Genomic DNA, 12852 nt, shown 5'->3' on the forward strand with positions numbered 1-12852 from the left:
TTATCTTATAGCAAAACGGCGACCAGAGGCCGCCGTTTAGTGCATTGCGCAAGTTTTTACGCGGCCGGCGCTGGCTCAGACGCGGCTGCCGGTTTTGGCAGCGACGACAGGAACGCCATAATCAACGCCGCCACATACGGCAGCGATTGCACCAGCAGCATCACCACCCAGAAACGTATGTCATTGCTTGGCAGGCCTTGCACCAGGTAGATCCCCAGCGCAGCCCCCCACAGCAGCAGCATGATGAACATTTCTTCGCGGGCTTCGGAAATCGCGACCCAGAAGCCGTGGTTATCCGCGTTTTTCGGCGTACGAAAGAACGGAATACTGGTGGTGAAGAAGCCATACAGCACCGCTTTGGCGATGGTGTGGGACAGCGCCAGGCCAGCCAGGGCGGCGCAGAACGCATCCTTGAGGTTCACGCCCACGGCACGGCGGTACAGGAAGATGATCTTGCCCACCTTGAACACGAACAACGCCAACGGCGGGATCGCGAAAATCAGCAGCGGCGGATCGACCCGCGTCGGCACGATGATCATCGCCGCCGACCACAACAACGCGCCGACGGTGAAGAAGATGTTCATACCGTCCGCCACCCACGGCAACCAGCCCGCGAGGAAGTGGTAGCGCTGGCCACGGGTCAGCTCCGTGTCCTTGCCGCGCAGCAGGCTGGCGGTGTGACGCTTGATGATCTGGATCGCGCCATAGGCCCAGCGGAAACGCTGTTTCTTGAAGTCGATAAAGGTATCGGGCATCAGGCCCTTGCCGTAGCTGTCGTGGTAATACGCCGCCGACAGGCCTTTCTCGAACACCCGCAAGCCCAGTTCAGCGTCTTCGCAGATGCACCAGTCGGCCCAGCCGAGTTCTTCGAGCACCGAGCGACGGGTCATGGTCATGGTGCCGTGCTGGATGATCGCGTCGCGGTCGTTACGGGTAACCATGCCGATGTGGAAGAAGCCTTTGTATTCTGCGTAGCAGAGCTTCTTGAAGGTACTTTCGTTCTGGTCGCGGTAGTCCTGCGGCGACTGCACCACGGCGATTTTCGGGTCGGCGAAGTGCGGCACCATGTGCTTGAGCCAGTTCGGCGACACGCAGTAGTCCGAGTCGATCACCGCGATCACTTCAGCATCCTTGGCGGTGTGCGGGATTAAGTAGTTCAGCGCGCCACCCTTGAAACCGGCCAGGGGCGCGACGTGGAAGAACTTGAAGCGCGGGCCGAGGGTTTCGCAGTAGTCGCGCACCGGTTCCCAAACAGCCGGGTCTTTGGTGTTGTTGTCGATAATCAGGACTTCGTAGTCCGGGTAATCCAGCGCGGCCAGGGCGTCGAGGGTCTGTTTGACCATCTCCGGCGGCTCGTTGTAGCACGGCACGTGGATCGACACTTTCGGGCGGTAGTCCGAATCCCCTTCAACCGGCAGGAATTCACGGCGACGCTTGTGAGTCCAGACTGCTTCCGCCAGTTCGTGGGCCTCGGTCAGCAACACAATAAATACGCCGAGGGCGCCGAGCGCCAGGAGGATACCCACGGTGACACTGAACCAAGTGCTGTATTGCTGGCTGTAGTCGTAGCCGATCCACACCAGTACCGAGCCGCAAAGGAATGCGATAAAGGTCAGGAACGTCCGGCCACGCTGGCGCAGGGCCGAGCCGTCGATCATCAGCAGGGTCAGGGACAGCAGGGCAAGCACCACCGAGCCGATGGCCAGTACGCGCCATTGCGGGATGGCGACAATAGGACCTTCAAAGTTGAATTTTTGCTGGCGCGCGGCGTTGTAAACGCCCCAGTAGGCGCCGGCCGAGCCTTCATCGCTGACTTTCCACGGCTGGTCGAAGGCCTCAATCACAAAGTAGTTGTAGCCCTGGCGATTGAGCTTGTTCACCAGGGTGCGCAAGTACACCGCCTGGTCTGCCGGGGACGTTTCGTTGCCACCGCGCATGCGGCCGTTGCTCGGCCAGCCAACTTCCGATAGCAGCAGTGGCTTTTTCGGGAACAATTTCTTCAGGTCCCTGGCGCGATCGAGTACGTATTGGCCGGCCTTGTCCATCGGAATGTATTCCCAGAACGGCAAAATGTGCGCGGCGATCAGGTCGACGTGCTTGGCCAGTTGCGGGTTCTTTTCCCAGATGTGCCATTGCTCGGAGGTGGTCACCGGTACCTTCACCGCGGCGCGCACCCGGTCCAGCAGCACGATCAGTGCCTCGGGGGTGATTTCTTCGCGGAACAAGGCTTCGTTGCCGACCACCACGCGCACGACACTGCGCGAGCTGTTGGCGATCTCAATGGCGCGCTGGATCTCGCGTTCGTTGCGCTCCAGGTCTGGGCTGATCCAGATCCCCAGGGTGACGCGCAAGCCGAACTCTTCCGCCAGCTTGGGGATATCCCCCAGTGTGCCGTCGACCGAGTAGGTGCGGATGTTGTCCGTCAGCTTGCTCATGATCGCAAGGTCCTGACGCATCTGTTCGTCAGTGGGGTACTGGTCTTTCTGCGGGAACTGGCCTTGCTGGAACGGCGAGTAGGAAAAACCGGAGATTTGCTCAGGCCAGTTGGGAGCAGTGACCGGGCGGTTGACCAGCGCCCAGAAGCCGGTGAATAGCGCTGCAATTGCCAGCACGATCACCAGGTTGAGTCCAAATTTACGCGATGCCATGGTTATGTCGGGTTCCAAAGGGTGTGGAACGAAAAGAGGTGTCGGCCTGCACCGAACGGCGCGCATCCTACACCGGCCTTTCCCCGAGCGTACAGCAGACAGAGAAAAGCCGGACGTTAGTCAGCGAAAGGCCATCTAAGTTCTTTACTTGTAGCTTGTTGCTTCGTACTTGTCGCTCGGTAGTCCATAATGCGCGCCGGTTTTTGGGGTAATGGTCATGAGTACAGAAGATCCGCGGTTTGCAGGCGTCGCCCGCTTGTATGGCATTGAAGGCCTGGAACGCTTGAAGGCGGCCCATGTGGCGATCGTCGGCGTCGGCGGTGTGGGCTCTTGGGCGGCGGAAGCCATGGCCCGTTGTGGGGTCGGCGAGATTTCGCTGTTTGACCTGGACGATGTCTGCGTCAGCAACAGCAACCGGCAGTTGCACGCCCTGGACAGCACTGTGGGCAAGCCCAAGGTCGAGGTGATGGCCGAGCGCCTGCGCGGTATCAACCCGGATTGCACTGTGCACGCGGTGGCGGATTTCGTGACCCGCGACACCATGGCCGAATACATAACGCCGAACATCGATTGCGTGATCGACTGTATCGACGCCGTCAACGCCAAGGCCGCGCTGATTGCGTGGTGCAAACGCCGCAAGATCCAAATCATCACCACCGGCGGCGCCGGTGGGCAGATTGATCCGACGCTGATCCAAGTGTGCGACCTGAACCGCACCTTCAACGATCCCTTGGCCTCAAAGGTGCGCTCCACCTTGCGTCGTGACTACGGCTTCTCTCGCACCGTGACCCGTCATTACAGCGTGCCGTGCGTGTTTTCCACCGAGCAACTGCGTTATCCCAAGCCGGACGGCAGCATTTGTCTGCAAAAAAGTTTTGTGGGGGATGGGGTGAAGCTGGACTGCGCGGGCGGGTTTGGCGCGGTGATGATGGTGACGGCGACCTTTGGCATGGTGGCGGCGACCAAGGCGGTGGACAAGATTGTGGCTGGGGTGCGTAGGCCTTCCGAGCGTGTCAAACCCGCCTGAATCTCAGAACTTTACACAGTTCAAAGGTGGGAGGGGCCGGTTGCAGAGTGTCAGCCACTGAATAAGCTGACTGATCCACCGCTATCGGGGGCAAGCCCCCTCCCACATTTAGTCCTGTGTATGGCTTAGCGTTCGCATACGCTGCAGGACTGCATTCAAGCCATTGCTGCGCGACGGCGACAGTTGGCGGGAAAGCCCGAGTTGATTGAACCAGTCAGGCAAGTCGACTGCCTGCAACTCGTCCGCCGACAACCCATTGACCCGCGCCAGCAGCAATGCCACCAAACCACGGATCATCCGCGCATCGCTGCTCGCGGCAAATTGCCAATGACCTTGGTCTAAGTGCCCCACCAACCACACCAGGCTTTCGCAGCCCTGTACCAGGTTGGCGTCGACCTTTTCATCATCCGCTAAAGGCGGCAGACGCTCACCCCACTGCATCAGCAAGCGAGCACGTTGCTCCCAACTTCCTACGGCTTGGAAGGCTTCCAGCGCAGCCACCGCATCCACCGGCAAGCTCATCGCAACATATCCAGCGCCTGGTCCAGCGCTTCAAAAAAGCGCTCGAGGTCGTCGGAGTCGTTATACAGCGCCAGGGAAACGCGGATCGCCCCCGACAGCTGCATCGCCTTGAGCAGCGGCATCGCGCAATGATGGCCTGCGCGTACAGCAATGCCCTGCTCGGTCAGCAGGTGCGCAAGGTCGGCGTTATGCACGCCCTTGACCACAAAGCTGACCAGCGCCACCTGCGGCGAACCCAGCACACGCACGCCATTGCGCGCCTTCAGGCCGCGCAACAGGTAGTCATGCAGGGCCGCCTCGTGGGCGGTTACCGCTTGCTGATCCAGCGAGCTCAGATAATCCAGGCTTGCCCCCAAGCCAATCACGCTGGCTATCGGCGGAGTACCTGCCTCGAACCCCAGCGGTGCTGGACGGAAGCTGGCGCTGTGGTAATCCGCCTGTTGCACCATCTCACCGCCAAACTGCCAGTGGCGCAGGTGATGCAGAGCCTCGTTGCGGCCAAAGAGCACGCCGACACCGTCCGGGCCGTAGAGCTTGTGGCTGGAGAATACGTAGAAGTCGCATCCCAGCGCTTGCACGTCGTGACGACCGTGGACGATGCCCTGGGCGCCGTCGACCACGGTCAGGGCACCGTGTGGCTTGGCCAAATCCAGTAAGGTTTGCAGCGGTTGCCAGGCACCAAGCACGTTGGACAGCTGGCTCACCGCCAGCAGGCGGGTGCGCGGACCGATCAACTCGGCGGCGGCTTGCAGGTCGATCACGCCGTCATCACCGAGTGGCAATACCACCAGTGTGAGCGCGCGACGTTTGGCCAGTTGCTGCCAGGGCAGCAGGTTGGCGTGGTGTTCCAGGGCGCTGATGACAAGCTCATCGCCCGCATTGAATAAGTGCTCGAGGCCGTAGGCCAGGAGGTTCAGCGCAGAGGTCGCGCCGTGGGTAAACACGATGTGCCCGGTGTCACCTGCATTCAACCACTGCGCCACCTTGCTGCGACTGTCCTCGAAGGCCTGTGTCGCATGGGCCCCCGGCAAATGCTGGGCCCGGTGCACATTGGCTGCGCCATTGGCGTAGTAATGGCTGATGGCATCCAACAGAGCTTGGGGTTTTTGTGTAGTGGCGGCGTTGTCCAGATAGGTCTGGCCTTGCCGTTGCAGGGCGGCGATGGCCGGAAAGTCGGCGCGCCAGGGGGAGGGCACTAGCATGGTGTTCAAAACTCGTATAAGCGAGCCCCAGGGTCGGGGCCCGCTAGTGGCATCGAGTGGCTGCTTAGTTGTGAGCGTGCAGCGCTTCGTTCAGTTCGATGGCCGATTTGTGGGTTTTGCACTCCACTGCACCGGTCTCGGAGTTACGGCGGAACAGCAGGTCCGGTTGGCCGGCCAGCTCGCGCGCCTTGACCACTTTGACCAGTTGGTTCTGCTCATCCAGCAGCGCAACCTTGGTCCCGGCGGTGACGTACAGACCCGATTCCACGGTGTTGCGGTCGCCCAGCGGGATACCGATACCGGCATTGGCGCCGATCAGGCAGCCTTCGCCGACCTTGATCACGATGTTGCCGCCGCCCGACAGGGTGCCCATGGTGGAGCAGCCGCCGCCCAGGTCCGAGCCCTTGCCAACGAATACGCCAGCCGATACACGACCTTCGATCATGCCCGGGCCTTCAGTGCCAGCGTTGAAGTTGACGAAACCTTCGTGCATCACCGTTGTGCCTTCGCCTACGTAGGCGCCCAGGCGGATACGTGCCGCGTCAGCAATACGCACGCCGGCCGGGACGACGTAGTCGGTCATTTTCGGGAACTTGTCTACCGAGAACACTTCCAGCAACTCGCCACGCAGGCGTGCTTCCAGCTGGCGTTCGGCCAGTTCGCTGATGTCGATCGCGCCCTGGCTGGTCCAGGCCACGTTCGGCAGTTGCGGGAACACGCCAGCCAGGCTCAGGCCGTGAGGCTTGACCAGGCGGTGGGACAGCAGGTGCAGCTTGAGGTAGGCCTCAGGCGTGGAGGTCAGCGCGGCGTCTTCGGCCAGCAGGGTGGCGACCAGAGGCGTGTGGCTTTCTGCCAGGCGGCTCAGCAGGGCGGCTTGTGTGGCGTCGACGCCTTTGAGCGCGTCGGCCAGTTGCAGGGCCTGGGTCACGGTGAAGGTGATCGCCTGGTTACCCTCGGAGTAACCGAGGATCGGCGCGATGGCCGCGACGATTTCAGCCGATGGGTTGAGCAGCGGTTGTGCGTAAAAAACTTCCAGCCAAGCACCTTGGCGGTTCTGAGTGCCGACGCCGAAGCCCAGGCTGAACAGGGAATGGGACATGCTATTACCTCTACAAAAATGGAAGGGCTGGCCTACTTGAGGGCCGCCGAATAACTTTCTGGCTTGAAGCCAATCAGGGTTCTGTCACCGAGATCAAGCACCGGGCGCTTGATCATCGAAGGTTGCGCGAGCATCAATTCAATGGCTTTCGACTGATCGAGATCGGCTTTGCGTTCGTCTTCGAGTTTGCGAAAGGTGGTGCCCGCACGGTTCAAAACCACCTGCCAACCGTGCTCGTTGCACCATTGGGTCAAGTGTTCGCGGTCGATACCGACCGTTTTGTAGTCGTGGAACTCATAGCTCACAGCATGCTCATCGAGCCAGGTGCGCGCTTTTTTCATGGTGTCGCAGGCTTTGATGCCGAAAAGGTGCAACGTTTTGCTTGAAGCGGTCAAGGAATTGCCCCCTTTTAGGATGCTCAAAACGAAAGGTCCGGGATTATGCCACGACCAGCGGGTTTGGGTGCCGCTCGTCAGCAGGACCCACGGCTTTGTGCGACTTATGTGCAAAAGCCAGTGCGTGGCATAGCCGCGTAACATAGCTGGGTAATATGGCACTTCAACTGCCAGTTGTTGCCTGATGTGTGTCGTTGCAAGTCGATCGTCCGGGAAACCCGCGTTATGCAAACCGCCTACACCGTTCTTATCCTGCTGATGCTGGTCAGCGTTTCGCGTCTGGTCGGACGTGTCATTCCTCTGCCGTTGCCGCTGGTGCAGATTGCCGCCGGAGCCTTGTTGGCCTGGCCAACGCTGGGTCTGCATGTGGCGCTGGACCCTGAACTGTTCCTGTTCCTGTTCTTGCCACCTTTGTTGTTTTCCGACGGTTGGCGCATGCCCAAACGCGAATTGTGGCGTCTGCGGGGCCCGATTCTGACGCTGGCCGTGGGCCTTGTGCTGTTCACGGTAGTCGGCGCCGGATACTTCATTCACTGGATTTTGCCTACGATCCCGTTACCGGTGGCCTTCGCCCTGGCGGCCGTATTGTCGCCGACGGATGCGGTGGCAGTGTCGGCCATTTCCCAGAATCGTTTGCCCACGCCATTGATGCATATGCTCCAGGGCGAAGCCTTGATGAATGATGCGTCGGGCCTTGTGACCTTCAAGTTTGCCTTGGCAGCGGCACTGACCGGCGTGTTCTCCCTGGCCGATGCGAGCTTGACCTTCGTGTTGGTGGCCGTCGGTGGCCTGGCGATCGGTGTGGCGTTGAGTTGGCTGGTCGGCCGCCTGCGTGCATGGATGATTGCGCGGGGCTGGGACGATCCGGCGACTCATGTGGTGTTTATGTTGCTGTTGCCGTTTGCCGCTTATGTATTGGCTGAACGGTTGGGCGCCTCAGGGATTTTGTCGGCAGTGGCGGCGGGCATGATGCAAAGCTGGCTGGACCTGCTGCCACGCCAGACCAGCACAAGGCTGCTTAACCGCAGCGTCTGGTCGTTGCTGGAGTTTGCCTTCAATGGCTTGATCTTCCTGCTGCTGGGATTGCAACTGCCGGACATCATCAAAGCCGTGGTGAGCCATGAAGCTACGCTATGGCCGACCCTGTTTTACCGCTGCCTGGATGTGATTGCGATTTTCCTGGTGCTGGTGGTGCTGCGTTTTATCTGGGTGCAGAGCATCTGGAGGCTGTCGGGGTTATTGCGGCGCCTGCGAGGGAAAAGTGATCTGACGTTGGTGCCAACCGCCCGATCCTGTTGGCTCTTGACGGTCGGCGGTGTGCGCGGTGCGGTGACCCTGGCGGGTGTGATGTCGGTGCCTTTGCTGTTGGCGCCAGGCAAAGATTTTCCTGAGCGTGATTTGCTGATCTTTATCGCGGCCGGGGTGATCCTGCTATCACTGGTCGCCGCCTGCATTGCCTTGCCACTGTTGCTGCGCGGTATCGAAAAGAGCCCCGATGAGAAGCGTCATAAGGAAGTGCGGGAGGCGTGGAAAAAGACTGCCGTGGCAGCGATTCATGCACTGGAGGCGGAAGAGCCCGTAGAGTCGGAAACCTCCGACGCCGCACAGGCGGCCCTGGCGGCGGAGCTCAAGGCGCGGCTGATGTCGGAATATCGTCATCAGTTGGAGGTGTTCAACGACTCCGCCGAGGCCCAGGCGCTGGCGAGGCACATGGACCTGCTTGAGCGAAAACTGCGGCTCAAGGCCCTGCGCGCGCAACGTTTGGAGTTGTACAGCTTGAGCCGTCATCACCAGATTGGTGATGACGTCTTGAGGGAGGTGTTGGGAGAGCTGGATATGAGTGAGGCGAATCTGGGCCAGGTGAAATGACCCGATTGCTTACCGACGACGCTGAATGAAATCCCGAATCCGTTCAGCCGCTTCCACGCACTCGGCCAGCGGTGCGACCAGCGCCAGGCGTACGCGGCCAGCCCCAGGGTTGACGCCATCCACTTCCCGCGACAGGTACGAACCTGGGACTACGGTGACGTGTTCTTCAACGAACAGGTCGCGGCAGAACGCGGCATCGTCGCCATTCACATTTGGCCACAGGTAGAAGCCACCGTCGGGACTTTGTACATCCAGCACCGGCTTGAGGATGGTCAGCACGGCTTCGAATTTCTCGCGATACAGGTCACGGTTGGCCAGTACGTGCGCTTCGTCCTGCCAGGCGGCAATGCTCGCCAGTTGGGTTTGCACCGGCATCGCGCAGCCGTGGTAGGTGCGGTACAGCAGGAAGGCCTTGAGGATCTCGGCATCACCGGCCACGAAACCAGAGCGCAGGCCCGGCAAGTTGGAGCGTTTGGACAAGCTGTGGAATACCACGCAGCGCTTGAAATCCTGGCGACCCAGTTCAACACAGGCGCTCAACAAGCCCGGCGGCGGGGTTTGTTCGTCAAAGTACAGCTCGCTGTAGCACTCGTCGGCGGCGATGACGAAGTCATGTTCGTCGGCCAGGGCGATCAGTTTTTTCAGGGTCTCAACCGGGATCAGTGCGCCGGTCGGGTTGCCGGGGGAGCACAGGAACAGGATCTGGCAGCGTTTCCAGATGTCTGGTGTCACGGCGTCGAAGTCCGGGTTGAAGCCGTTCTCATCCAGGCATGGCAGGTAGTGCGGCTTGGCACCGGCAAGGAACGCGGCGCCTTCGTAGATCTGGTAGAAGGGGTTCGGGCTGACCACCAGTGCATCGTCGCCACGGTTGACTACGGTCTGAGTGAAGGCGAACAGTGCTTCGCGGGTGCCGTTGACCGGCAGGATATTGCGCGCTGGGTCAAGCCATCCCTTGGGCACGTTGAAGCGACGTTCACACCAGGCGCCAATGGCCTCGCGCAGTGCCGGGATGCCCAGGGTGGTGGGGTACACCGCCATCTGATCAAGGTTGCTGCTCAGTGCCTCGGCCACGAACGTGGGCGATTTGTGCTTGGGTTCACCAATGGACAGGGCAATCGGGCGCTCGTCCGGGTTGGGTGTGACGCTGCCCAGCAGGGCGCGCAATTTCTCGAACGGGTAGGGCTGCAACTGGTTCAGGGCGTTGTTCATGAGACTCTCGTTCAATTCATTGGTAATGCGGTCTGTCGGGCGCTGCAGGTCCAACTGTGGGAGGGGGCTTGCTCCCGTTTAAGGTGTGTCAGTCAGCTAATAGGTTTCTGATCCGCTGCTTTTGGGGGTAAGCCCTCTCCCATATAAGCCCCGTTCAAAACGTCAGGCGCGTCAGCTCGACACCGGGCTCTTGGGTCACGCTCAACTGCTGGACGATAGCCTCCTGCAAACGGCGGCACAGTTCCGGGTCGGACAGCGGCTGGTTGTCGGCGTCGGTAATAAAGAACACGTCTTCCACACGCTCGCCCAGGGTCGCAATCTTGGCATTTTGTAATGACAGGTCGAACTCCAGGAAAATCCCGCCGATCCGCGCCAGCAGGCCTGGGCGATCCGGTGCGCTGAGTTCCAGCACCGTCACTGGGCGCTGCGCATCGTTGGAGATGGTCACCTGGGGCGCAAAGGCAAAGTGCTTCAGTTGGCGCGGCACCCGGCGCTGGATGATCGTTGGATAGTCGTCCGGGTTACGCAGGGCTTCGGTGAGGCCTTCGCGGATCTTTTTCACCCGCGTCGGGTTGTCGCCGATGGACTCGCCTTCGGTATCGAGCACGATGTAGGTGTCGAGGGTGAACTGGCTGCTGGAAGTGATCACCCGGGCATCGTGGATGTTCAGATTGAGCTGGTCCATGGCCGCTACCGTCACGGCAAAGAAGTCGTGCTGGTCGGGCGCGTAGATGAAGATCTGCGTGCCGCCTTCGAATTCGCGCTGGGTGGTTTCCTTGATCAGCACCAGCGGGCCGCCATCGGCGGGCTGCTGCAGGATCGCGTCAGTGTGCCAGGCCACATCGCCGGCGGTGTGGCGCAAGAAGTAATCGTCACCCAGTTGCGACCACAGTTGCTCGACGTCATCCGGATCGTTGCCGCCGCGCACCAGAATATCCAGGGCCGCGCTTTGGGTGCGGCGGATCTGCTCTTCGCGGTCCACCGGGTTCTCCAGACCACGGCGCAGGGCGCGCTTGGTCTCTGTGTACAGTTGGCGCAACAGACTGGCGCGCCACGAGTTCCACAGTGTCGGGTTGGTGGCGTTGATGTCGGAAACGGTCAACACGTAGAGGTAGTCGAGGCGGGTTTCATCGCCGATAGCTTGCGCGAAATCGTGGATCACCTGCGGGTCGGACAAGTCCTTGCGCTGTGCGGTGGTCGACATCACGAGGTGGTTCTGCACCAGCCAGACGATCAGGCGGCTATCCCATTGCGGCAACTGGTGGCGCTGACAGAAGGCTGCGGCGTCGACCGCGCCGACTTCCGAGTGGTCGCCATGCCGGCCCTTGCCGATGTCGTGGTACAGGCCGGCCAGGTAGATCAGCTCCGGCTTGGGCAGCTTGGCCATAAGCTTACTGGCCAGCGGGAATTTCTCTGACACCTGGGTGTACTGCAACTTACGCAGGTGCTTGATCAGATTAAGGGTGTGCGCATCCACTGTATAAATGTGGAACAGGTCGTGCTGCATCTGCCCGACGATAAAGCCGAACTCCGGCAGGTAGCGCCCCAGGATGCCGTAGCGGTTCATGCGGCGCAGGTTGCGGTGGATACCGATCTTGCACTTGAACAGCTCGATAAACAGGCTGGTGTTGCGGATGTCGTTGCGAAAATCATCGTCGATCAAGTGACGGTTTTCCCGCAGCAGGCGGATAGTATCCGCGCGCACGCCTTTGATTTCCGGCTGCTGGGCCATCAATACGAAGATTTCCAGCATGGCGAATGGGGTGCGGCGGAACACGTTGTCGTTGCGCGCCTCAATATAGCCGTCGTGCAGTTGGAAACGCGCATTGATCGGCTGCGGCGGCGCCTCATCCTCGGGGGCCAGGATCACTTCTTCGAAGTGCTGGATGATCAGGTCGCTGAGCTGGGCGATGCTCATCACCACCCGATAGTACTGCTGCATGAAGCTTTCGATGCTGGTCTTCGCGTCCTCGCCCTCAAAGCCCAGCAGCGTGGCGATGGAGCGCTGGTGATCGAACAGCAGGCGATCTTCGGAGCGCCCGGCGAGCATGTGCAGGGCGTAGCGCACTTTCCAAATGAATTCCTGGGACGAGGCCAGCAGGGCGTTTTCGCTCTCTACCAAAAAACCTTCGCCGGCCAGGGCGCGCAGGTTAAGCGTGCCGTACTGGCGACGGGCGACCCACAAAATCGTCTGGATGTCGCGCAACCCGCCGGGCGAGCCTTTGACGTTGGGCTCCAGGTTGTATTCGGTGTCGTTGTACTTGTGGTGCCGGGCTTTCTGCTCGGCGCGTTTGGCCAGGAAGAAGTCCTTGCTCGGCCACATATGCGCGGTGCTGGTGACTTCCAGCATCCGCTGGCGCAAGCGCTCTGGGCCGGCGATGGTGCGGCTTTCCATCAGGTTGGTAATGACGGTGAGGTCGGCGCGGGCCTCTTGGGCGCACTCGTCCACCGAGCGCACGCTCTGGCCGACTTCCAGGCCAATGTCCCACAGCAGTGTCAGAAAACGCTCGATGGAATCGCGAAAGATCTCATGATCGGCGCTGTCCAGCAGGATCAGCAGGTCAATATCGGAGTAGGGGTGGAGTTCGCCACGGCCATAGCCGCCAACGGCCACCAGGGCGATGTCGGCGTCTTCGCTCCAGTTGAACTGTTCCCAGGCCTTTTGAAGGATGTTGTCGACGAACCAGGCACGGTCCTCGATCAGCCGGCGGATGTCGCGGCCGCTACGAAAGCGCTCGTCGAGTACTTCACGGGCCTGGCGGATCGCCTTCTTGAAGGCGGCGATGGGGCTTGCCTTCAGGGCCAATTCGGCCTGGAACTGGCCACGGTCGAAGAGTTCGGGATCCACCTGGGGCATCGATCGGCTTTCCTTTCTATCTAT

Annotated in this window: 9 protein-coding genes; 2 read left to right on the top strand and 7 right to left on the bottom strand. The window is 60.7% G+C overall.

Annotation, left to right across the window (positions count from 1 at the left end):
- Window positions 1–56: 56 nt before the first annotated feature.
- On the bottom strand, window positions 57–2648 hold the full coding sequence (locus tag CKW32_RS02885; protein WP_032891673.1) for a glycosyltransferase: 2592 nt from the start codon (window positions 2646–2648) through the stop codon (window positions 57–59).
- A 217-nt stretch (window positions 2649–2865) separates the two neighbouring features.
- Between CKW32_RS02885 and tcdA the strand changes: the two genes are divergently transcribed.
- Window positions 2866–3675 carry a tRNA cyclic N6-threonylcarbamoyladenosine(37) synthase TcdA gene (gene tcdA / locus CKW32_RS02890; RefSeq protein ID WP_065877359.1) on the top strand — a complete coding sequence of 270 codons (810 nt, stop codon included), beginning with the start codon at window positions 2866–2868 and terminating at the stop codon, window positions 3673–3675.
- A 108-nt stretch (window positions 3676–3783) separates the two neighbouring features.
- On the opposite strand, the gene CKW32_RS02895 is transcribed toward tcdA, so the two are convergent.
- The 4 genes from CKW32_RS02895 to CKW32_RS02910 form a co-directional block, all read right to left on the bottom strand.
- The gene (locus CKW32_RS02895) at window positions 3784–4197 is read right to left on the bottom strand and encodes a SufE family protein (RefSeq protein WP_095184002.1); all 414 of its coding nucleotides are present in this window, start codon (window positions 4195–4197) and stop codon (window positions 3784–3786) included.
- Window positions 4194–5399 (bottom strand): aminotransferase class V-fold PLP-dependent enzyme, encoded by a 1206-nt coding sequence (locus CKW32_RS02900; RefSeq protein WP_095184003.1) that lies wholly within the window; start codon window positions 5397–5399, stop codon window positions 4194–4196. The genes CKW32_RS02895 and CKW32_RS02900 overlap by 4 nt, the downstream gene beginning before the upstream one ends.
- 64 nt (window positions 5400–5463) lie before the next feature.
- Window positions 5464–6498, bottom strand: coding sequence for a 2,3,4,5-tetrahydropyridine-2,6-dicarboxylate N-succinyltransferase (dapD, locus tag CKW32_RS02905; RefSeq protein ID WP_032891666.1), 1035 nt, complete (start codon window positions 6496–6498; stop codon window positions 5464–5466).
- Between the two features lie 32 nt (window positions 6499–6530).
- The gene (locus tag CKW32_RS02910) at window positions 6531–6893 is read right to left on the bottom strand and encodes an ArsC family reductase (RefSeq protein ID WP_032891665.1); all 363 of its coding nucleotides are present in this window, start codon (window positions 6891–6893) and stop codon (window positions 6531–6533) included.
- Between the two features lie 225 nt (window positions 6894–7118).
- On the opposite strand from CKW32_RS02910, the gene CKW32_RS02915 reads away from it, so the two are divergent.
- Window positions 7119–8762 (top strand): Na+/H+ antiporter, encoded by a 1644-nt coding sequence (locus CKW32_RS02915; protein WP_095184004.1) that lies wholly within the window; start codon window positions 7119–7121, stop codon window positions 8760–8762.
- A 9-nt stretch (window positions 8763–8771) separates the two neighbouring features.
- Here CKW32_RS02915 and dapC read toward each other — a convergent pair whose 3' ends face one another.
- Window positions 8772–9971 (bottom strand): succinyldiaminopimelate transaminase, encoded by a 1200-nt coding sequence (dapC, locus tag CKW32_RS02920; protein ID WP_095184005.1) that lies wholly within the window; start codon window positions 9969–9971, stop codon window positions 8772–8774.
- A gap of 154 nt (window positions 9972–10125) precedes the next feature.
- The gene (locus CKW32_RS02925; RefSeq protein WP_032891658.1) at window positions 10126–12828 is read right to left on the bottom strand and encodes a [protein-PII] uridylyltransferase; all 2703 of its coding nucleotides are present in this window, start codon (window positions 12826–12828) and stop codon (window positions 10126–10128) included.
- Window positions 12829–12852 lie beyond the last annotated feature (24 nt).

It is taken from the genome of Pseudomonas sp. Irchel 3H9 (assembly GCF_900187495.1).
In the GTDB taxonomy this organism is placed as follows: domain Bacteria; phylum Pseudomonadota; class Gammaproteobacteria; order Pseudomonadales; family Pseudomonadaceae; genus Aquipseudomonas; species Aquipseudomonas sivasensis.

Coding starts and splice junctions, on each gene's coding strand:
- dapD (WP_032891666.1), bottom strand. CDS start 6,498: ATGTCCCATTCCCTGTTCAGCCTGGGCTTCGGCGTCGGCACTCAGAAC.
- CKW32_RS02900 (WP_095184003.1), bottom strand. CDS start 5,399: ATGCTAGTGCCCTCCCCCTGGCGCGCCGACTTTCCGGCCATCGCCGCC.
- tcdA (WP_065877359.1), top strand. CDS start 2,866: ATGAGTACAGAAGATCCGCGGTTTGCAGGCGTCGCCCGCTTGTATGGC.
- CKW32_RS02885 (WP_032891673.1), bottom strand. CDS start 2,648: ATGGCATCGCGTAAATTTGGACTCAACCTGGTGATCGTGCTGGCAATT.
- CKW32_RS02895 (WP_095184002.1), bottom strand. CDS start 4,197: ATGAGCTTGCCGGTGGATGCGGTGGCTGCGCTGGAAGCCTTCCAAGCC.
- dapC (WP_095184005.1), bottom strand. CDS start 9,971: ATGAACAACGCCCTGAACCAGTTGCAGCCCTACCCGTTCGAGAAATTG.
- CKW32_RS02925 (WP_032891658.1), bottom strand. CDS start 12,828: ATGCCCCAGGTGGATCCCGAACTCTTCGACCGTGGCCAGTTCCAGGCC.
- CKW32_RS02915 (WP_095184004.1), top strand. CDS start 7,119: ATGCAAACCGCCTACACCGTTCTTATCCTGCTGATGCTGGTCAGCGTT.